Below are 19,378 nucleotides of genomic sequence, written 5' to 3'. Positions count from 1 at the left end.
ACGTCCGCCACCGGTGGTTCGCGGCGGGTCGGTATGCGCCGGGGCGCGGGGTCACCGGGCCGCGGTGGCGTCCACCGCGGCGCGTAGCGTGCGGGCGAGTGCGACGGCGTCGTTCTCGGCCCAGAAGTGCATGTAGAACAGGCGTGGTTGTTCGTCGAACCCGTGGTTGTGTATGGCGACGATGTCGATTCCGCCGCCGCGCAGTGCTTGGACGACGTCTTGGACCTCGGCGGCGGTCATGACGAAATCGCCGTTGATCGCCGCGCGGCCGTTGCCGGTGGGCTGGAAGTTGAGGGCGGTAGCCAGACCCATGGACGGGGGGATGAGCATGCCGGACATGGTGACCGGATCGCGGCGGGCGATGAAGAATTTGTACACCCCGCCCGCGATGGTGCCGGAGCGGCCCAGCGCCTCATCGATGGCCGCGGTGTCCAGGTCCAAGCTGGTCTGGCCGGAAGTTGCCGGGGCGGGCGGTGGTGTGTCGGTGGCATCCAGCGCCGACCGGACCGCACGGGCCAGGTCGGCGGCGTCGCCGTGGCCGGCGATGTGGGTCCACCAGATCGGCGGCGACTGCTCGAGCAGGTGCTTGTGCAGCGCGGTCTGCTGCAGGCCGCCGGCCTGCACGGCGTCGGTCACCGAGGCCAGCTCGTCTTCGGTGACCACCAGATCTCCCATCAGCATGGTCTGCCCGTCGGGGGTGCGGGCGAACGCGACCCACGACCCGAGTGACAGCGCGGGGGCGACGGTCACCCCCTTGGTCTGCACGCTCAGATCCGAGCGCGCAAACCCGATTTTGTAGACGCTGCCATCGTTCAGCTTGCCGGTTCGGCCGAGAATGTCGGCCACCGGCTTCCAGTCCGCATCGCTGGTGGTGGCCAAGGATGCGCCCCGGTCCCCGCCGTCGTCGGGTTCGCCCTTGTCGTCGCTGCCCGCGCATGCGGTCAGTGCCAGCGCGGCCGCCGCCAGCAGCGCGGCCATACGGGCGCCTCGTCGCCTGATCATGGTCTCCTCGCTAGATCTCATCGGTGCGCACCCGGAGGCTATCGGTGGCCCGGTGCGGGCATGCGCCGATGCTAACCGCCGTCCCCGTCGGCCGGTTCGGTGTCCAGAACCCGGAAATCCCGGTCCAGGTGGACCTCGACACGGGTGCCGTCGGGCCGGGTGACCAGCACGCCGTAGGCGGCGGCGCCTTCGCCGGTCTCGGTCTCGACTTCTCCGGCGGTGCCGCCCGGGACCGCCTGCACCGCGGCGGCGCGCGCGCGGTCGGCGTCGGGGCCGGTCACCTCGTCCTCGCCGTCGAACGCCGCCGCGATCCCCGACCCGGCTCCGATGCCGATCGCCGCCGCGGCCACGGCGGAAACTCCGAACTGCACGATGCGATTCATCGCTTTCTCCTGATCTGTCTACCTCGCTGTGACGGTGTGCGGCTCCGACGGTAGGGGTGGCAGATGAAACGACGATGAGAGCTGGTCGCGGCCCGGGCCGGGCATGCGGCAGGGTGTCGGGTGTGCGCATCCTGGTGGTCGAGGACGAGCCCAAGATGACGGTGCTGCTGGCGCGGGCGCTGACCGAGGAGGGCCACACGGTCGACACCGTTGCCGACGGCCGCCATGCGGTGGCGGCCGTCGACGGCGGTGACTACGACGCGGTGGTGCTGGATGTGATGCTGCCCGGTATCGACGGGTTCGAGGTATGCGCGCGGCTGCGACGGCAGCGGGTGTGGACACCGGTGCTGATGCTTACCGCCCGCGGCGCGGTCACCGACCGCATCGCGGGCCTAGACGGCGGCGCCGACGATTACCTCACCAAACCGTTCAACCTCGACGAACTGTTCGCCCGGTTGCGCGCGCTGTCACGGCGCGGGCCCATCCCACGCCCACCGACGCTGGAGGCCGGCGATCTACGCCTGGACCCGAGCGAACACCGAGTCTGGCGTGCCGACACCGAAATCCGGCTCAGTCACAAGGAATTCACCCTGCTGGAAGCCCTGATCCGCCGTCCCGGCATCGTCCACACCCGCGCCCAGCTGCTGGAACGCTGCTGGGACGCCGCCTACGAGGCCCGCTCCAACATCGTCGACGTCTACATCCGCTACCTGCGCGACAAGATCGACCGGCCCTTCGGCGTCACCTCGCTGGAAACCATTCGCGGTGCCGGATACCGGCTGCGCAAGGACGGAGGACGGCATGCGCTCCCCCGCTGAGTGGCCCATCCGATGGCGACTCACCCTCGTCTTCAGCGCCGCCATGGCGCTCGTTCTGGCAGCAGCCGGTGCCGTCACCGTCGTCCAGTTCCGCGACGCCGCTCACGAAGCCGACCCCGATGGCGCGCTGCGCGGGCTCACCGACGACATCACCGCCGATCTGGTCCGGGAATTGGTGACCATCCTGCCGATCGTGCTCGTCATCGCCGCGGTGGCCGCCTACCTGCTCAGCCGCGCCGCGCTGCGGCCCGTCGACCGGATCCGCGCGGCGGCGCAAACACTGACCACCACGCCGCACCCCGACACCGACGCGCCGCTGCCGGTACCTCCCACCGACGACGAGATCGCTTGGCTAGCAACGACTCTCAACACCATGCTCACCCGACTGCAACGGGCCCTCGCCCACGAACAACAGTTCGTCGCCGACGCCAGCCACGAATTACGCACCCCGTTGGCACTGCTGACCACCGAACTCGAACTGCGCTGCGCCGGCCCAGACCCGCCGACCAGCTGAGCGCCGCCCTGCGCTCCGCGCTCGAAGAAACCCGCCGGCTCAGCGGACTGGCCGACCAACTGCTCACCCTGGCCCGCGCCGACCGCCCCGAATCCCACCCCTCCGCCAAAGCGGTGCCGATCACTCCCCTGCTGCACGAGAGCGTGGCCCGCTTCGCCGCTACTGGAGCGGACATCACCACACGCGCGGAACCGGACCTGTTCGTCTCGATCGATCCGGACCACCTGCGCCGAATCCTCACCGCCGTGCTCGACAACGCCATCACCCACGGGGACGGTGAAATCGCTGTCACCGCGCACGCCCGCGACGGTGCAGTCGACATCGGCGTCCGCGACCACGGCCCCGGATTCGCCGACCACTTTCTTCCCGTCGCCTTCGACCGATTCACCCGCGCCGACACCGCCCGCGGCGGTCGCGGCAGCGGCCTCGGCCTGGCCATCGTCGCCGCCCTCACCACCACCCACGGCGGACATGCCAACGCCACCAACCACCCCGACGGCGGGGCCGAACTCCGCATCACCCTCCCCACACCGCGGCCGCCCTTCCACGAGGAGCTTCCGCGGATCACGTCATCAGATACAAAGGACCCGAATCGGGAGCACGACACTAGCGACCAATAGTCGCCACGCCGCGCCGCAGCTGACGGTGTGGTCGTCGGGGTCGTGGTAACGGCGGTGAGTCGACTTCCGCACCTGAGTGGGAAGCCATTGGTATCGTATTCCCATGAAGGCTGTTGTGGATGCGGCTGGCCGCATCGTCGTACCCAAACCGCTGCGCGAAGCCTTGGGGCTGCAACCGGGGTCCACCGTGGAAATATCCCGCTATGGCGCTGGTCTCCACCTGATTCCCACCGGACGAACAGCGCGTCTCGAAGAGGAGAATGGCGTACTGGTGGCCACCGGTGAGACCACGATCGACGATGAGGTCGTGTTCGGCCTTATCGATAGCGGCCGGAAGTGAAACCGCCGCTGGCAGTGGACACCAGCGTCGCGATTCCGTTGCTGGTACGGACCCATACCGCGCATGCGGCGGTTGTCGCCTGGTGGGCACATCGGGAGGCCGCGCTGTGCGGGCACGCCCTGGCCGAAACCTACTCCGTGCTGACCCGCCTGCCGCGTGACCTACGACTGGCACCGATGGACGCCGCGCGGCTTCTTACCGAACGCTTTGCGGCACCGCTGTTGTTGAGTTCCCGCACCACTGAACATCTCCCACGCGTGCTGGCCCAATTCGAGATCACTGGTGGCGCGGTCTATGACGCTCTCGTGGCCCTTGCCGCCGCCGAGCACCGGGCTGAACTCGCCACACGCGATGCTCGAGCCAAGGACACTTACGAAAAGATCGGCGTCCACGTCGTTGTCGCCGCGTGAATCTTCAGCTGACTCAACAACTCCGACCGCTGTCCGCTCCAGGTCACCACCAACATGTCCCCCGCCCGGCTACTGGCCACGTAGTGCAGCGAGCGCTCCCGCAGCAGCGCCTCCGAGCGTTCTTCGTCGGCCACGTGGCTCAGGGCCGCCGTCGGACGGATCCGCAGCGATGATGTGGACTAATCCGCACCGCTAATGGGGACGAATCGGCAGCCAATAGGTAGACAAATCGGCAGCGTATTCTGTCCGCATGGGAGTCGTCGAACGCGCGATCGCGCCCTCGGTGCTGGCCGCGCTCGCCGACACCCCGGTCGTCGTTGTCAACGGCGCGCGTCAGGTCGGCAAAACAACACTGGTCGCGCGACTTGACTATCCGGGATCCAGCGAAGTCGTCTCGCTTGACGACGTCGCCAACCGCGACGCCGCCCGCGACGATCCCCGCGCATTCGTATCCCGGCCGGTGGACACGCTCGTCATCGACGAAGCCCAGCTCGAGCCGGGGCTGTTTCGGGCGATCAAGGCAGAGGTCGACCGGGATCGCAGGCCGGGCAGGTTCCTGCTCACGGGTTCAGCGAGGCTGCTCTCGGCTCCTGACATGGCCGACGCGCTCGTCGGGCGGGTCGAAATCATCGAACTCTGGCCGTTCTCGCAAGGTGAGCGGGCCGGAATCGCGGACGGTTTCGTCGATGCGCTGTTCACCGCACCACGCGAGCTGATCCACGGCTCCGATATGCGCCGCGCCGATCTGGTCGACAGGATCGCCACCGGAGGCTTCCCGGACATCGTCGCCCGATCGCCGTCGAGGCGTCGCGCGTGGTTCGACAACTATCTCACGACGGCGACGCAGTCGGTGATCCGCGAGATTTCGCCGATCGAGCGGCTTGCCGAAATGCCGCGTGTGCTTCGGCTCTGCGCCGCGCGTACCGGCGCCGAGCTCAACGTGAGCGCACTGGCGAACGACCTGTCGATCCCGGCTCGCACCACCGCTGGCTATCTGGCCCTGCTGGAAGCGGCGTTCCTTATCCACCGGGTGCCGGCCTGGTCGACCAACCTGAGCCGCAAGGTGATTCGCCGACCGAAACTGGTGGTCTCGGACAGTGGCCTGGCGTGTCACCTGCTCGGCGTTACCGGTGCGACGCTGGATCGCCCCGGCCGTCCACTCGGCCCGCTACTGGAGACTTTCGTGGCGAACGAGATTCGCAAACAGCTCACCTGGTCGACCGAACGGCCGAGTCTGTGGCATTTTCGCGACCGCGGCGGCGCCGAGGTCGATCTGGTGCTCGAACATCCCGATGGTCGGGTCTGCGGCATCGAGGTCAAGGCGACCAGCACGCCGCGAGCCGAGGACCTGCGTGGCCTACGTTATCTGGCCGAGCGGCTCGATGATCGATTTCAGTTCGGCGTGCTGCTCACCGCCGCGCCGGAAGCCACCCCGTTCGGCCCAACGCTCGCGGCGTTACCCGTTAGCACGCTCTGGGCCGGCTAACTCTTCGAACAAATCACGGCACTTCGGCATCGGCGGCCTCCGTCCGGGCGCGCTCGCAATCTACCCCGACGGGCCCACCATCGCGGGCGACTGCGGGCACAGCAGCGGCCGTAACCTGCGGAGATCGTGACCGCAGACATCGAGACGAGGCGGCGCGACAGCAGCTCCGCTACACTCGTAGCATGTCTGCTACGATACCCGCTCGCGATCTTCGCAACCACACCGCCGAGGTACTGCGGCGAGTTGCCGCCGGCGAGGAAATCGAGGTGCTCAAGGACAATCGCCCCGTAGCGCGCATCGTTCCGCTCAAGCGGCGCCGCCAATGGTTGCCAGCTGCCGAGGTGATCGGCGAACTGGTGCGCTTGGGCCCCGATACCACCAATCTGGGCGAGGAGCTGCGAGAGACGCTGACGCAAACCACGGACGATGTGCGGTGGTGAACGTACGGCGCGCCCTCGCCGACACATCCGTTTTCATTGGCATCGAGGCGACACGATTCGACCCGGACCGGTTTGCGGGATACGAATGGGGCGTCTCGGTAGTCACACTCGGCGAGCTGCGGCTCGGGGTGTTGCAAGCCTCCGGCCCCGAGGCCGCCGCACGTCGGCTCTCCACCTACCAGCTTGCGCAACGGTTCGAACCACTAGGCATCGACGAGGCGGTCTCCGAAGCATGGGCATTACTGGTGTCCAAGCTGCGCGCCGCCAAACTGCGCGTGCCGATCAACGACAGCTGGATTGCGGCCACAGCCGTGGCGCACGGCATTGCGATCCTGACCCAAGACAACGACTACGCCGCCATGCCCGACGTCGAGGTCATAACGATCTGACGGTTGCCTTTCTTGACCAGCGCGAATCCGCCGGTACCTGATCGCGCCGGCTCAGCCGGTTGGTGCCAGCATCACCTTCCATCCGTCGGCTCCGGCATGAGTCGAAGCCTCAACGGAATACACCACACCGTCGGGTGCTACGACTTTGCCGCTCTGCACGTCGTAAATGGTTGTAGGAAATGTGCTCGGGGTGTAGACGCACGGGTTGGGTTGTTGCCCATTGCACTGGACGGTGCCTGACCCAGGTCGCTGCAAAGGATCGTTGACCGGTGGAGGTGTGCCTGGCAGCTGATCGGCGGGCAGCGGGTTGATGCCATTGTTAACTGACGGCGCCGGGATCACCTGGCCTGGCTTCACCGGCTGGTCACAACGCGCGGCCGGCGCGGGACAGCTGAGCATCTGGTTGGGGTCCCCATACCAGGGATTGGTGCCCCCGGGCACATAAGCTTCATTGCTGCGGCATTCCCGCGGGGTCGCCGCCCGCTTGCCGGGCACGTCTACACACGGGTTGTTGCGTGCTCCACGAACCACATTGCTCGCGTCCATCGGAATCCTGCAGTAGGTGCCCTTGGGTAGCGGTGCGGTGCTGGTGTCAGCAGGTGACCGCCACTCCGACGCCGGCAGGAAGCCGGTCAGGCACGGCGGTGGTTGGTTGAGCGCCAGGCCGCCGACACCCAGTCCGGCCTGGCCGGGGAACTCTGTAGTAACCGACTGGGCGATCGCGCCGGACTGCGGCAAGAACACCAACGCCTGCTCGACGCCGTTGTGGTAGCGCTTGAGCATATCGATTACGACCTCGAGATTGGCCAGCGTCTGCGGCAACGACTCCCGCACGTCGCTGAACGTGGCGTTGACCTGATCGGCAGTCGGTGCCGCGTTGGCCAGAATGCTTCGCACCGCCGGATCGGTCTGCGCGGTCTGAGCGGCCAGCGTGTTGAGGTTGGCGGCCCAGCGGGCGATCTCGTTGCCGGAATTGACCTGGCTATCGATGATAGGCGCCGAACGCTCGATGATGTCGTCGATGTCCTCGAGGCTGCCCCTGACATCGTGGGCGATTGCCTGGGTGGCTTCGATGAGGCGATTCAGTGAGGATCCCAGCCCGCCCACGGCCTCCGACGCCTCGTGCAGCACCGACGCGACCCGGTCTTTGGGCAGCACTGCCAATCCACGGTTGGCGGCGTCCAGCGCCGGGCCAATCTGGCTGGGGACCGTAGTCGTGGTGATCGTCTGCCCATGCCGCAGATACGGACCGCTGGTGCGGGTCGACACCAGGTCAACGAACTGCTCGCCGACCGCCGACACTGAGTGCACATTGGCCGAGGCGTCGGTGGGGATCTGGTAGCCATTGTCGATGCTCATGGTTGCTCGCGCGCCCCGCTCGGTTGGTTCGACGCCGGTGACCTTCCCTATGGTGATGCCCCGATATGTGACGTTGGCTGTTCGGTATAGACCCCCGGACCGAGGCAATTCGGCATAAAGCGTGTATCGACCGATGCCGACCAGGCTGGGTATCCGCAGGAAATACCAACCAAGGACCACCACCGCGATGACCGCCAACACCGTCAACAACACCAGCTGGGTCTTGATAGCGCGAGTCAGCATCTCCTCACTCAGCCCTTTCCACCAGCGGTCCGCCCGGCGCGTCATTCGGGTTCGGCGTGTAGCGGACATCCGGGATCATGGTGTCCGGATCCCGTCCCCACGCCTGCTCGAGCGCACGCAACATTCCCGAGATGCCCGTTCCGCTCAGCAGTGCGTTGTCGAGTGCAGAAAGCGTCACGTCGAACGTCGCGGACACGTTGACGTAGTCGCCGCGGATAACGTTTGGCACCTCGTCGATGTTGAACGGAGCGGTGAGGCCTAGCTTCAACGCGCCGACCACATACGGCGAAGCCCGTTCCAATTGCCTTAACGGCCGCTGCAACGACTGCAGCGTCTGGTGAAGGTTAGGCCGGGTAGCCGCCAGCGCCCGGTTGGCGACTTCGCTGAACCGCCCCAAGGATTCGGTGGCGTCAGCGAACAGCTGACCGGTGTCGGCGAAATGCTCGATCAGCGGTGGGACGTCAGTGAGCACCCGATCCAGCGTGTCGTTGCGGTTGGCGATGATGGTCAGGAGTTGGTTGGTTGAGTCGATTGCGCGAGTCAGATCGCCGCGTTGGTTGTTCAGCTCGGCGGTGAAAGTGGCTAGCCGCTCGAGGAATTCGCGAATCTGACCGGCATGGCCGTCAAGGATGTTGAGGATCTCGGTTTGAATCACGTCGAGGTTGACGATGCCGCCGCCGGTGAGGATCAACGCGACGCTGGCCAAGGTCCGTTCGACGGTAGGGTAGGCCGAGGAGTTCTTCAGGCCGATGGTGTCGCCGCTTTTCAGCGGCTGCGGTGACGGGATTGGCGGTGCGGCCAGCTCGACATGTTGTGTGCCTAACAGGCTGGTCTGGCCGATCTTCGCGGTCGCATTTGCCGGTAGCCGCACGGTCGGCTCGAGCTCCAGCGTCAGGGTCGCGATCCAGTTCCTCAGGCTGATGTCACGCACCGTACCGACCCAGACGTCGGCAACCCTGACCCGGCTGTTAGTGTTCAGCGCCAGCGTGTCAGGCATCTGCACGTAGATCGTCATGCGATCCGGACCCATACCCCGGCCGACCGGCAGCGGCACATTGGCGATGCCACGCCAGGTACACGAAGTCAAAACCACCGGGGCCAGCAAGACCGCCAGCAAGAACACCGATCCACGGTGACCCGCGCTCACGCCGCACCTCAGGGTCCAACGGTTCGGCTTGCCGTTCGCGCTACCCGCGCTCACGCCGCACCTCACTGGCCCGGGCCTGGCTGTCCTGTGGCGCCCGCAGCCGGGAGGGACGCGGGCTGCGGGTACCACGGCGGCGGCAACGGATTGGACTCGTCATACGCATTCGGCGGTCCGGGCAAGTTGGTTCCCGGCGGCGGGGGGGCAATATCCGGACCACCCAGCAGCTCTGCCAGCGATTCCGGGGTGAGCATGTTCGCGGTAAACGGCTGAACCTGCATACCCTGCATCCCGGGCGCAACGACCCAGCCCGGTTCATGGTTGCCGTGTGAAAACGGTGTGTCCCGCGAGAAGATCCCTGGGACAGTGGTGTCCTTGTACCCGGGCGGCGGGCGGAGCCGCTCCTCGGAGTAAGCCACCTCCTTGGGCAAAGTGGCCGCCGAACTGAACGGGTTTGAGCCGAACGGCAAGTAATTGAACTTGAGAGCGTCCAGAACCGGTGCCAAGTACTGCGCGCACAGCTCGGCGGATTCCTGATAGCCGAGTCGGCTGCCGGCCTGAATAGCGCTGCAAATGAGCTGAATTGGGTTCGCGAAGTTGGGGAACACGAACTGGCCCACCAGAGAGCTGTGCAGTGGATAGTAAAGGTTGTTGAAGTTGCTGGCGTAGGTCGGCAACACGTGCAACGCGGTTTCCAGACCGTCCCGCGGCTCGGGTTGCACTAGTGTAGTGGTCGCGTCGGCGAGGTTGTTGACATCGGCAGCCAGCACGGATCTGTTGTCGCTCACGAACTTTCGGACGGTGCCGAGAACGTCGTCGATCCGTTCCACCGTGTCGGCCAAGTCATGGTCGGATTTGGTGAACCAGTCGGTGAACTCGGCAAGGTTTTCGTTGAGCGCAACGAACTGTTGATCATTCTGGTAGAGCGCGCTGACAAATAGCGCCAGGCTTCGCGTGATCGCAACGAAGTCTCCCCGGCCCTCGTTCAGCGCGGTCAACGCCTGCGACAAACTGTTCAGCGTTTCGTTGAGCTGCCTGCCCTTGCCGGCCAGGTTGTCCGCGGCCGATTCGATGAGGTCGCCGAACGGCCCCTTCGGCTGCCGCTCCGTCGGGCCGAGCTGGCGGAGGATCCCATTGATGGAATCGCGCAACTGATCCCACTCGACGGGCACCTGGGTGCGCTCGATTGGGATCACCGCGCCGTCTTGCAAGACCGGGCCGCCGGTGTACGGCGGTGACAGCTGGATGGTGCGCGAGGCCACCAGGCTGGGGTTGAGGATCGACGCGGTAGCCGTGGCCGGCACCTGGTATTTGTTGCTGTAGTGCAACGTGACTCGCATCTTGTCGCCGGCCGGCTCGATCTTGTCGATAGAACCGACCCGCACACCCATGATCTGGACTTTGTCTCCTGGGTACAGCGCGAGCGCCTCAGAGAAATACGCGACCACGGTAGTGGTAGTCAGTTTCCGGTAGAGCCGCGCGCCGGCCGCAGCGGCCACGACCGCCAAGACCACCACCAACCCGCCGACGACCACTACCTTTGCAGACAGTTTCGGCAGTCGCAGGCTGCGGATGTCGAAGATGGTGCTCATTGGTTGCTACCTCCCGTCCCGTCAGGAAACGGCTCCAGCGGTTGGGTGCGGGCACCCGGCGGCGCGTTCGGCGGCAGCGGCATCGGTATGCCCGGAACAGCCGGAGCCGGCTCGCCCGGCCGCCCAGCACTTAGGATGCCCGGCGTCGGCGGCGGCCCATCGGGATTAGGCGGCGACGGCTGGACATCGAGCGGTGCCGGGAAGTCGGGTCCACCGAACGGGCCAACGGTGGCGCCCGCGCAGGGTAGTGGGTTGTCGGGCCGTGGCAACGCGCCCGCCGCCGGTGTGTAGGAGCACGGCGTTCCCGGCGGGACGGCCGGTCCCGGATGCTTGGGTGTACCCTCCCGCACCGGTGGCGCCGCCGGCGGCGCGCCGTTGGGGAACCGGGTGCCGTTGGGGTCGGGCCAGCGGAATTCCGGCAGACCCGCACTGCGCCAGAAGTTCTCCGGGTCGATGCCCCGCTTTTTGAACGCCGCGTCAACCCAGGGCTGAAGAATCTGGTAGGGCAGCAGATTGACCACCATCGCCTTGAAGAACGGTCCGGAACCGACGGCCTCTGTCAGGGCCGCGGTGTATCTGCCGAGCAAGACGGCTACATCGGCCAATTCGTTCTTGCGCTTCACCAGCTCCTCGCTGACCGTGCGCAACTGGGCCAGCACATGGTTGAGGTTGGGGTTGTCTGTGATCAGGCCAGATACCTGGGCTGATGCCTCCGACACGTTGGTTAGCAGAATGCGCAGTGCCTGGCTGCGTTGCTTGAACGCGGCCAGCAGCGTCTTGGCATTCACCAGCAGCCCGTTGACCTGCTCGCTGCGGTCGCCGAGCACGCGCGCGATCCTGTTGGCGTTCGCCAGCAGTTGCTCGATCTGCTCGCCGCGCCGGCCGACGGTGTCGGAGAATGCCTTGACACCCTCGAGGGCGGCACTTAGATGCGGGGCGGTCTGATCGAATGTCTCCGACAACACGTTTAGCGAGCGTTTGACGGCATCGATGTCCCAGCCCGTCGCCGCCTTCGTGACATCGACGAACGCGTCATAGATTTGGTATGGCGTAGTGGTCTGCGCCAACGGCAGGAAACCGTTGGGTTTCAACGGCTCCGAACCGCGGGGTTCGATCTCCAGGTTCTTACGGCCAAGAATGGTGTCGGTGCGAATTGCTGCCCGGCTTTGCATCCCGATTGTCTTGCCGGGCAACGAGAATCCGATCAACACGCGGTTGCCGCGGATTGCCAGCGAGCGCACCAGCCCGACGTTCACCCCAGCGATTTCCACCTTATCGCCCGTGTTGATGCCACCCGTGTCGGCGAATTGCGCATAGTAGGTAGGTGTGGCGAACAGCATCGGCACGCTGGTGAAGCTTTGCGCAACACCAACGACGAGCACCGTGACCACCGCACCCATCATCCCGACACGGCCGCGGTTGAACTCGGTCAGCGTTCTCATTGCGGTGTGCACCTGCCGGTCGGCTGGCCGAACAACTTGACGGTGCGTACCGGACCTCCAGGCTGTAATCCGTTGACTTTCAGTGAGATGTCACACAGATAGAAGTTGAAGAAGTCACCGTATATGCCGCCGGCGCGGCCGATGATCCGGTAGGCGTCCGGCAGCTTGCCCAACACGTGGTCGAGTTCTGCCAGCTCGTCTATGAGCGGCTGCTGGATGCCCTCGAGGTGCCCGAAGCTGCTGTGCAGCAATGGACGATCCGCCCCCAGCAGGTCGGCTAGGGTTCCCGCGGCGCTGCTGATGTGTGCCGCCGCCGCGGCCAGCGGGTCCGCCCTGTTCTTCAGTCCAGTGATCAGCACCTCTAGCTTGTCGACCGTGCGGTCGAATTCCGTTTGATGCTTGACGGTGGTGGCCAGCACGGTGTTCAAGTTGTTGACGACCTCACCTATCGCATGGTCCCGGTCGGCCAGCGTTGCCGTCAGCGAGGCGGTCTGGTCGAGGATGTCGTTGATGGTGGCGCCTTGCCCTTGGAACACGGTGATGATCGAGGAGGCGATGCTGTTGACCTTGTCTGGGTCCAACGTTTGGAAGAGTGGGCGAAACCCGCCGAGCAGAGCGTCGAGATCCAAGGCCGGATGGGTGTGCTCGAGCGGGATCGTGGCACCCGGCGCCAGCCGCTGACCGCTGTGACCGCGGCCGAGCTCAAGGTACCGGTCGCCGATCAGGTTGAGGTAGCGGATCGAGGCGGTCGTCGCCTGATCCAGTGACAGCGAGCGATCCACGGTGAAGTCCACCAATACTTGCTTGTCCCCGTCGATCAGCGTTACCTTGGCGACCTTGCCGACCTCTACGCCCGCAGCGCGGACAAATTGCCCGGCCCGCAGCCCGCTGACATGGGTGAACACCGCGGAGTACCCGGTGGTGTGATGGAACCGCACCTGCCCGAACACCACGATGATCATCACGGTGAACACCGACAGCACCAACCAGACGATGCCGAGTTTGATAGTTGTGCCTGTGGTTTTCATGGGTTGATCGTGTTCTCTCCGTATTGGCGTCCCCATACGTATTCAGTGAACATCGGTTGGCCGAGCTCGACGTGGTTGTACGGTGCGAGGCTGGCACCGGTGTCCATCACCAGATAGGGTGCCGGCCACAGCTCCCGGGTGATCGTCTGCCAGCAGCCCGGTCGGCCCCCGGGTCCACCGTGGGCATTCACCCGCGGCAGATTGTCCGGATAGACATAGGGATTGGGTGCTCCCAAAATCGTTCCGGCGGCCGCTAGCGAATAGCCGTTGCCGCCCACCGCGTCCGCGACTTTGGGCGCAGCGTCGTGAAAGTTGCGGATCATGCAGAACAGTTCGGGACTGTAGGTGTCCAGCAGCGTAGCGGTGGGCACCAGATCGGCGGCTGCGCGCGCAAGATACGGCCCGCCTCGAGCAAAAACGTCTTCACCGGTGTTGCCCGCACCCGTAGCCGCCAACAACGCGGCATCCAGATCGCGCTGTTGGCTGGTCAATGTGCGCGCAGTGGTCAGTGCGTTCTGCAGAAAGGACCACAGATCCGGCGAAGCATCGACATAGACCTCACCGAGATCCGCCAACCGCCGAACATCATAGCCGAGCTGCGGCAGCCGCGGATTTAATTGCGCCAGAATCTGATTGCCATTAACGATCGACTCACCGAACTTGCCGCCCAGCCCATCCAGCGCCTGTGCTACCGCGGACAGCGTCGCGTTCAGCTCGATCGGATCCACCTTCTCGGCGATCGAGGTGATCGTCTCGAACAACGTGTTGAATTCGGTGGTCACCGACCCCACATCAATCACGTCATGTGAGGAAATCCGCTGCTGTTGAGGAATTTTCGGCGCGGACAGCGCAACATACTTGTTGCCGAACAGGGTGGCCGCCTCGATATCGGCCACCACATTGACCGGAATCAGGCTGATGTAGCGAGGATTCACGTCCAAAACCAGCTTCGCCGCCGGCCGGCCGTCACGCTCAATCTCCGAAATGCTGCCCACCCGGCCGATCTCCACCCCGTTGTAGGTGACTTTGGATCCAGCTTCCATAACCAGCCCAGCCCGGGAGGCGACCATAGTCAGCTCGGTCTTCGGCGTGAATTCCCCACGAAACTGCTTGTACACCAATACGAGCACCAACGCGCCCACCAACAGCAGGACAACACCCTCCACATACAGCCACGCACGTCGGTTCTTCCTCGTCACCAGCGTTGGCACCGCGGCTACACCGTGAGATTGAAGTTCGGGTCGACGCCGTAGAGCGCCAACTCGGCCAGCAGGACAACGACCACCACCGAGACCAGCGAGAAACGCATCGATCGACCAACCGCCTGGCCGACCCCAACCGGGCCACCGCTGGCGGTGTACCCGTAGTAGCAATGGGTGATCATCACCACCACCGCGATGATCACCACCTCCACGACCGACCAACCCACATCCTCTGGGCGCAGGAAGGTGCGGAAGTAGTGCTCATAGGTGCCGTTGGACTGGCCGTAGAACACGGTTGTGACCACCTGACCAGAGGTGAAAGCCATGTCGAGAGCGAGCGCGTACAGCGGCATGATCACCACCAGCCCTCCTAGAATCCGAGTGGAGACCAGAAACGAAATCGACTTGATGCCCATCACTTCCAGCGCGTCGATCTCCTCACTGATCCGCATGGCACCTAACTGTGCGGTGGCGCCGGCGCCCACCGTCGCGGCCAGCGCGACACCGGAGACAATGGGCGCAGCGACGCGTGTGTTGGCCAGTGCGGCAAAGAATCCGGTAAACGCCTCGACACCGATGTTGCCCAGCGACGCGAAGCCCTGGATGGCGATCAGCGAGCCGCCGGACAGCGTCACAAAACCGATGATCGCGACCGTGCCGCCGACGACGGCCATCGCGCCGGTGCCCATCCCGATCTCGGCGACCAGGCGCAGCGTCTCCCGGCGATAGCGACGCAGTGCCCAGCCGATCTGCACGACGCTGATCCGGGTGAATCTCGCGAAAGTCCCTGTCCGCTCAAGTCTTCGGGCCGTGCCGCCGCCGTAGCGGTCAAGGCTGGCGGCTGTGCGTGGGTAGCGGGCCCGCAATACGGCTGTCGCTGATGCCGTTGAAGACTCCACCATGCTAGTGTCCCGTCCCGAACCGCACGCCGATCGTGGTCAACACCACATTGGTCGCGAACAGCGCGATCACGCACAGCACCAGGGTTTCGTTGACGGCGGTTCCAACTCCCTTGGGGCCGCCTTTCGTGGTCAGCCCGCGGTAACAGCCGACTAGGCCAGCGATCAGGCCGAACGTCGCCGACTTGACCACCGAGATGATCACCTCGGGTAGACCGGTGACCAAGGTGAGCGTGCCCACGTAGGCGCCGGCCGAGACGTGTTGGATGAAGACACTGAAGACGAAACCACCAACCAGGCCAATGGTTATCACCGCGCCGTTGAGCAGTGCGGCGACGATGGTCGCGGCAACGACCCGAGGCACCACCAGCCGGTGGATGGGGTCGATGCCCAGCACCTCCATCGCATCGATCTCTTCCCGGATGGTGCGGGCACCCAGGTCGGCGCAGATCGCTGTGGCTCCAGCGCCCGCAATCACCAACACGGTGGTCAGCGGGCCCAGCTGGGTGACCGCGCCTAGCGCCGCGCCGGCGCCGGAGATGTCGGCGGCGCCGAACTCGGCCAGCAGGATATTGAGCGTGAAGATGATCAACACGGTCAACGGAATCGACACCGCCAGGGTTGGCAGCAACGAGACGCTGGTAATGAACCAGCCCTGCTCGATCGCCTCACGCCAATGGAAGGGCCGCCGAACCAGCGCCTTGCCAGTCAGTACGCATGTCCGGTAGAACCCGCCGATCGCATCGACGGCGGGCTGCGTCTGGTCGCGGAGATAGGCGATGATCACGGCGTGGGTGGTCATTGCCGACTCGCCTGGCTAACGAGTACGGCCATCAACGATGTGTTCGCAAGTTCGAGTAGGTCTTGGGCGGCTTTCTTCGCTCCGGTGGGATCACCTGAGCAGATCGCATCCGCGAGTTTCCGGTAGTCCGACGGACGCTTAGCCGCAGCGGTCATCGTGGTGGTCAGAGCAGCTAGCGTCGGCTCGTAAGCAGCACGAAATGCGTTGTACATCAATCGATCTACGATCGAACCGGCGCTGTCGACCACATGATCCCAAAAGTCGAGCGTGTGGCGTTGCCACACGATCGGATCTTCCTCAGTGTCCAGCGCACGCAGCGAATCCTGCAGCAATTCCGCCAACTCGGGCTCGTTCCGTTCGGCCGCTAGTTCCGCGACCTTCGGAAAATTGCGCAGCCGGGCCTCGAGGATGCTGCGGACGACGGAGATATCCAGCTCACCGTTGCGAAACAACAATCGGGGCAACAGATCCAGGCCGGCGTGCCGCCGGAAGTCACGCACGGTGGTGACGTCGCCCTGACGCACCTCGACCAGACCTGCGGCCGACAGCCGTTTGAGCGCCTCGCGGACCGCGGGTCGCGACACTCCGAGCAACTCAGCCAACCGACGCTCGCTGGGCAACGCCTCGCCGGGCGGCATCTCGCCGGTGAGCACATCGGTAGCGATCTGCTCGAAGACCTCTTCGGGCACCGATCGGCGAGTCACCGGCTGCAGCGCCATGCGCCCAGTGTGAATGAAGATTGGTAAGACGTCAAGTGGTCAGACCGACACCCCACGCAGTTATCGGGCTAAGTTGTCCGCGGAGCCGCGAAACGGCACCAGACACCGCGGGCCCTGATCCGGAAGATCGTTAGAACATGCGAGTTGACGGACGCGACATCGGCGTTTCCGGTAACTTGCTGCAACCACTGACCCGGCGCACCAACGACATCATCCGGGCGGTGCTGGCGGCGATCTACCTCGTGGCGGTGATCACGAGTTCGCTGATCACCCGCCCGCAGTGGGTGGCGCTGGAGAAATCCATCTCGGAGATCGTCGGGGTGCTGTCCCCGTCGCAATCCGATCTGGTGTACCTGGGGTACGGCCTGGCGATTTTGGCGTTGCCGTTCGTGATCCTGATTGGCCTGATCGTTTCCCGGCAGTGGAAGCTGCTGGGCGCGTATGCGGCCGCCGGACTTATGGCCGTTCTCCCGTTGTCGATCAGCAGTAGCCGCATCGCAGCACCCCGATGGCACTTTGACCTTTCCGACCGGCTCGCCACATTGCTGGCCCAGTTTCTCGATGACCCGCGATGGATCGCGATGCTCGCGGCGGTGCTCACCGTGTCGGGTCCCTGGCTGCCCGCGCGCTGGCGGCACTGGTGGTGGGCGCTGCTGTTGGCATTCGTGCCGATCCATCTGGTTGTCAGCGCGATTGTGCCGGCCCGCTCATTGTTGGGGCTGGCGGTGGGGTGGTTGGTCGGCGCGTTGGTGGTCCTGGTCGTCGGCACACCAGCGCTTGAAGTGCCACTGGATGGTGCCATTCGCGCGTTGGCAAAACGCGGATTCGCGGTGTCCGGGCTCGCGGTTGTGCGGCCGGCCGGGCCCGGGCCACTGGTACTGTCGGCCGCTTGCGAGCAGCCCAACGCCGGGGCGTGCAGCGAGGCATTGATCGAGTTGTACGGCCCGCACCAAAGTGGCTGCGGCGCGCTGCGCCAACTCTGGCTGAAGCTGACGTTGCGCGGCACCGAGACCGCACCCCTGCAAGCCTCCATGCGCCGTGCGGTCGAGCATCGCGCGCTGATGGCCATTGCCTTCGGCGATCTAGGCATGGCCAACACGACGGTGATCGCGGTGTCCCCGCTCGACCGGGGATGGACGTTGTATGCACACCGGCCCGCTCGCGGAATCGGCATCAGCGAATGCACCAAAACCACGCCGACTGCCCATGTCTGGGAGGCGCTACGGACCCTGCACGACCAGCAGATCTCCCACGGGGACCTGTGTAGTGCCGAGATCACCGTCGACAACGGCGCGGTGCTGTTCGGCGGGTTCGGTGAGGCCGAGTACGGCGCCACCGACGCCCAACTCCAATCCGACCTGGCCCAACTCTTGGTGACGACGTCGGCGCTGTATGACGCCGAGGCCGCCGTGACCGCAGCCATTGACACGTTCGGCAAGCAAGCCATCCTGGCGGCATCGCGAAGACTTACCAAATCCGCTGTGCCAAAACGAATCCGAGAGTCGATAACCGACCCAAATGCGGTCATCGCCAGCACACGCGCCGAGGTGATGCGGCAAACGGGCGCGGATCAGATCAAAGCCGAAACGATCACCCGGTTCAGCCGCGGCCAGCTCATTCAACTGGTGTTAATCGGTGCTCTGGTCTATGTCGCTTACCCTTTCATCAGTACCGTGCCCACGTTCTTTTCCCAGCTGCGAACCGCGAACTGGTGGTGGGCGCTACTGGGCCTAGCGGTGTCGGCGCTGACGTATGTCGGTGCGGCAGCGGCGTTGTGGGCCTGCGCTGATGGGCTGGTGGGCTTCTGGAAGCTGTCAATCATGCAGGTAGCCAACACTTTTGCTGCAACGACTACCCCGGCCGGCGTCGGCGGGCTAGCGTTGAGTACCCGGTTCTTGCAGAAGGGAGGGCTGACCGCAGTGCGGGCCACCGCGGCGGTGGCACTGCAGCAGTCGGTACAGGTGATCGTCCACCTCGTGCTGCTGATCCTGTTCAGCGCCCTGGCCGGCACCTCGACCGACCTATCTCATTTCGTCCCGAATGCCACGGTGCTCTACCTCATTGCCGGTGTGGCCCTAGGCATTGTCGGGACATTCCTCTTCGTGCCGAAGCTGCGACGCTGGCTAGCGACGGCGGTGCGGCCGAAGCTCAGGGAGGTAACGAATGACCTCATTGCGTTGGCCCGGGAGCCGAAGCGACTGGCGTTGATCGTACTCGGTTGTGCCGGAACGACGCTCGGAGCTGCGTTGGCACTGTGGGCCAGTATCGAAGCCTTTGGCGGCGGAACGACGTTCGTCACGGTGACCGTGGTGACGATGGTCGGCGGCACCCTCGCCTCGGCCGCCCCCACCCCGGGCGGGGTTGGCGCGGTGGAGGCGGCGCTGATCGGTGGGCTCGCCGCCTTCGGTGTACCTGCAGCATTGGGTGTGCCGTCGGTGCTGCTGTATCGACTATTGACCTGTTGGCTACCGGTATTCGCCGGCTGGCAGGTGATGCACTGGCTGACCAGACACGAAATGATCTAACTCCTCTGCGCTTGCGCAATG

At 65.1% G+C, this 19,378-nt stretch carries 20 protein-coding genes and 1 pseudogene; 9 read left to right on the top strand and 12 right to left on the bottom strand.

Features of this window, described 5'->3' with window-relative positions:
* Window positions 1-51: 51 nt before the first annotated feature.
* Both FF952_RS03175 and FF952_RS03170 read right to left on the bottom strand, forming a co-directional pair.
* Window positions 52-1,002 (bottom strand): DUF1259 domain-containing protein, encoded by a 951-nt coding sequence (locus FF952_RS03175; RefSeq protein WP_003907436.1) that lies wholly within the window; start codon window positions 1,000-1,002, stop codon window positions 52-54.
* Between the two features lie 71 nt (window positions 1,003-1,073).
* A complete protein-coding gene (locus FF952_RS03170) occupies window positions 1,074-1,385 on the bottom strand; it encodes a PepSY domain-containing protein (RefSeq protein ID WP_003403164.1) in 312 nt (103 codons plus the stop codon).
* 122 nt (window positions 1,386-1,507) lie between these two features.
* On the opposite strand from FF952_RS03170, the gene tcrA reads away from it, so the two are divergent.
* The 5 genes from tcrA to FF952_RS03145 all read left to right on the top strand — a co-directional run bounded on the left by tcrA (window position 1,508) and on the right by FF952_RS03145 (window position 4,087).
* Window positions 1,508-2,203: a two-component system response regulator TcrA gene (gene tcrA / locus FF952_RS03165; protein WP_200861092.1), complete on the top strand. Its 696-nt coding sequence runs from the start codon at window positions 1,508-1,510 to the stop codon at window positions 2,201-2,203.
* On the top strand, window positions 2,187-2,717 hold the full coding sequence (locus tag FF952_RS03160) for a two component system sensor kinase HK2 (protein ID WP_003917320.1): 531 nt from the start codon (window positions 2,187-2,189) through the stop codon (window positions 2,715-2,717). The genes tcrA and FF952_RS03160 overlap by 17 nt, the downstream gene beginning before the upstream one ends.
* 113 nt (window positions 2,718-2,830) lie before the next feature.
* Window positions 2,831-3,337 (top strand): two component system sensor kinase HK1, encoded by a 507-nt coding sequence (locus tag FF952_RS03155; protein WP_003900973.1) that lies wholly within the window; start codon window positions 2,831-2,833, stop codon window positions 3,335-3,337.
* A gap of 103 nt (window positions 3,338-3,440) precedes the next feature.
* Window positions 3,441-3,677, top strand: a complete 237-nt coding sequence (gene vapB27, locus FF952_RS03150; RefSeq protein WP_003403139.1) for a type II toxin-antitoxin system antitoxin VapB27 — start codon at window positions 3,441-3,443, stop codon at window positions 3,675-3,677.
* Window positions 3,674-4,087, top strand: a complete 414-nt coding sequence (locus tag FF952_RS03145; RefSeq protein WP_003403137.1) for a type II toxin-antitoxin system VapC family toxin — start codon at window positions 3,674-3,676, stop codon at window positions 4,085-4,087. Before vapB27 ends, FF952_RS03145 begins: the two co-directional genes overlap by 4 nt.
* Here the strand turns inward: FF952_RS03145 and FF952_RS20670 are convergent.
* Window positions 4,048-4,236 (bottom strand): annotated as a pseudogene (locus FF952_RS20670) (hypothetical protein); the annotation flags it as partial. The gene FF952_RS03145 and the pseudogene FF952_RS20670 overlap by 40 nt on opposite strands.
* A 101-nt stretch (window positions 4,237-4,337) precedes the next feature.
* On the opposite strand from FF952_RS20670, the gene FF952_RS03140 reads away from it, so the two are divergent.
* From FF952_RS03140 to vapC4, 3 genes are all read left to right on the top strand, one after another.
* On the top strand, window positions 4,338-5,573 hold the full coding sequence (locus tag FF952_RS03140; RefSeq protein WP_003403128.1) for an ATP-binding protein: 1,236 nt from the start codon (window positions 4,338-4,340) through the stop codon (window positions 5,571-5,573).
* A 182-nt stretch (window positions 5,574-5,755) separates the two neighbouring features.
* Window positions 5,756-6,013, top strand: coding sequence for a type II toxin-antitoxin system antitoxin VapB4 (gene vapB4 / locus FF952_RS03135; protein ID WP_003403125.1), 258 nt, complete (start codon window positions 5,756-5,758; stop codon window positions 6,011-6,013).
* Entirely contained in the window at window positions 6,010-6,402 is a 393-nt protein-coding gene (gene vapC4 / locus FF952_RS03130; protein WP_003403122.1) for a type II toxin-antitoxin system toxin ribonuclease C4, read from the top strand. Before vapB4 ends, vapC4 begins: the two co-directional genes overlap by 4 nt.
* Before the next feature lie 51 nt (window positions 6,403-6,453).
* Here vapC4 and FF952_RS03125 read toward each other — a convergent pair whose 3' ends face one another.
* The 9 genes from FF952_RS03125 to mce2R form a co-directional block, all read right to left on the bottom strand.
* Window positions 6,454-8,004: an MCE family protein gene (locus tag FF952_RS03125; RefSeq protein ID WP_003403119.1), complete on the bottom strand. Its 1,551-nt coding sequence runs from the start codon at window positions 8,002-8,004 to the stop codon at window positions 6,454-6,456.
* Between the two features lie 4 nt (window positions 8,005-8,008).
* Complete coding sequence (locus tag FF952_RS03120; RefSeq protein ID WP_003911253.1) at window positions 8,009-9,151, bottom strand: virulence factor Mce family protein; 1,143 nt, start codon at window positions 9,149-9,151, stop codon at window positions 8,009-8,011.
* Between the two features lie 62 nt (window positions 9,152-9,213).
* Window positions 9,214-10,740: a virulence factor Mce family protein gene (locus tag FF952_RS03115; RefSeq protein WP_003403112.1), complete on the bottom strand. Its 1,527-nt coding sequence runs from the start codon at window positions 10,738-10,740 to the stop codon at window positions 9,214-9,216.
* On the bottom strand, window positions 10,737-12,182 hold the full coding sequence (locus FF952_RS03110; RefSeq protein WP_003903076.1) for a virulence factor Mce family protein: 1,446 nt from the start codon (window positions 12,180-12,182) through the stop codon (window positions 10,737-10,739). Before FF952_RS03110 ends, FF952_RS03115 begins: the two co-directional genes overlap by 4 nt.
* Entirely contained in the window at window positions 12,179-13,210 is a 1,032-nt protein-coding gene (locus tag FF952_RS03105; protein WP_003403107.1) for an MCE family protein, read from the bottom strand. Before FF952_RS03105 ends, FF952_RS03110 begins: the two co-directional genes overlap by 4 nt.
* Window positions 13,207-14,421 (bottom strand): MCE family protein, encoded by a 1,215-nt coding sequence (locus FF952_RS03100; protein WP_003403104.1) that lies wholly within the window; start codon window positions 14,419-14,421, stop codon window positions 13,207-13,209. The genes FF952_RS03105 and FF952_RS03100 overlap by 4 nt, the downstream gene beginning before the upstream one ends.
* Before the next feature lie 5 nt (window positions 14,422-14,426).
* A complete protein-coding gene (locus FF952_RS03095; RefSeq protein WP_003904436.1) occupies window positions 14,427-15,314 on the bottom strand; it encodes an ABC transporter permease in 888 nt (295 codons plus the stop codon).
* Window position 15,315: 1 nt separating this feature from the next.
* Complete coding sequence (locus FF952_RS03090; protein ID WP_003904435.1) at window positions 15,316-16,113, bottom strand: MlaE family ABC transporter permease; 798 nt, start codon at window positions 16,111-16,113, stop codon at window positions 15,316-15,318.
* Window positions 16,110-16,832, bottom strand: coding sequence for a FadR family transcriptional regulator Mce2R (gene mce2R, locus FF952_RS03085; protein WP_003403065.1), 723 nt, complete (start codon window positions 16,830-16,832; stop codon window positions 16,110-16,112). Before mce2R ends, FF952_RS03090 begins: the two co-directional genes overlap by 4 nt.
* 137 nt (window positions 16,833-16,969) lie before the next feature.
* Between mce2R and FF952_RS03080 the strand changes: the two genes are divergently transcribed.
* Window positions 16,970-19,357 (top strand): lysylphosphatidylglycerol synthase transmembrane domain-containing protein, encoded by a 2,388-nt coding sequence (locus FF952_RS03080; protein ID WP_003904434.1) that lies wholly within the window; start codon window positions 16,970-16,972, stop codon window positions 19,355-19,357.
* Window positions 19,358-19,378 lie beyond the last annotated feature (21 nt).

This window comes from Mycobacterium tuberculosis complex sp. N0072 (genome assembly GCF_030323725.1).
GTDB classification, from domain to species: Bacteria; Actinomycetota; Actinomycetes; order Mycobacteriales; family Mycobacteriaceae; genus Mycobacterium; species Mycobacterium tuberculosis.
Note: the sequence above shows the minus strand (reverse complement) of the source record. Positions and strands in the feature narration are given on the sequence as shown.

Excerpts from the sequence above, each read along its gene's own strand:
- FF952_RS03175 (WP_003907436.1), bottom strand. The coding sequence starts at position 1,002 with ATGATCAGGCGACGAGGCGCCCGTATGGCCGCGCTGCTGGCGGCGGCC.
- FF952_RS03170 (WP_003403164.1), bottom strand. The coding sequence starts at position 1,385 with ATGAATCGCATCGTGCAGTTCGGAGTTTCCGCCGTGGCCGCGGCGGCG.
- FF952_RS03160 (WP_003917320.1), top strand. The coding sequence starts at position 2,187 with ATGCGCTCCCCCGCTGAGTGGCCCATCCGATGGCGACTCACCCTCGTC.
- vapB27 (WP_003403139.1), top strand. The coding sequence starts at position 3,441 with ATGAAGGCTGTTGTGGATGCGGCTGGCCGCATCGTCGTACCCAAACCG.
- FF952_RS03140 (WP_003403128.1), top strand. The coding sequence starts at position 4,338 with ATGGGAGTCGTCGAACGCGCGATCGCGCCCTCGGTGCTGGCCGCGCTC.
- vapB4 (WP_003403125.1), top strand. The coding sequence starts at position 5,756 with ATGTCTGCTACGATACCCGCTCGCGATCTTCGCAACCACACCGCCGAG.
- FF952_RS03125 (WP_003403119.1), bottom strand. The coding sequence starts at position 8,004 with ATGCTGACTCGCGCTATCAAGACCCAGCTGGTGTTGTTGACGGTGTTG.
- FF952_RS03115 (WP_003403112.1), bottom strand. The coding sequence starts at position 10,740 with ATGAGCACCATCTTCGACATCCGCAGCCTGCGACTGCCGAAACTGTCT.
- FF952_RS03110 (WP_003903076.1), bottom strand. The coding sequence starts at position 12,182 with ATGAGAACGCTGACCGAGTTCAACCGCGGCCGTGTCGGGATGATGGGT.
- FF952_RS03105 (WP_003403107.1), bottom strand. The coding sequence starts at position 13,210 with ATGAAAACCACAGGCACAACTATCAAACTCGGCATCGTCTGGTTGGTG.
- FF952_RS03095 (WP_003904436.1), bottom strand. The coding sequence starts at position 15,314 with ATGGTGGAGTCTTCAACGGCATCAGCGACAGCCGTATTGCGGGCCCGC.
- FF952_RS03090 (WP_003904435.1), bottom strand. The coding sequence starts at position 16,113 with ATGACCACCCACGCCGTGATCATCGCCTATCTCCGCGACCAGACGCAG.
- mce2R (WP_003403065.1), bottom strand. The coding sequence starts at position 16,832 with ATGGCGCTGCAGCCGGTGACTCGCCGATCGGTGCCCGAAGAGGTCTTC.
- FF952_RS03080 (WP_003904434.1), top strand. The coding sequence starts at position 16,970 with ATGCGAGTTGACGGACGCGACATCGGCGTTTCCGGTAACTTGCTGCAA.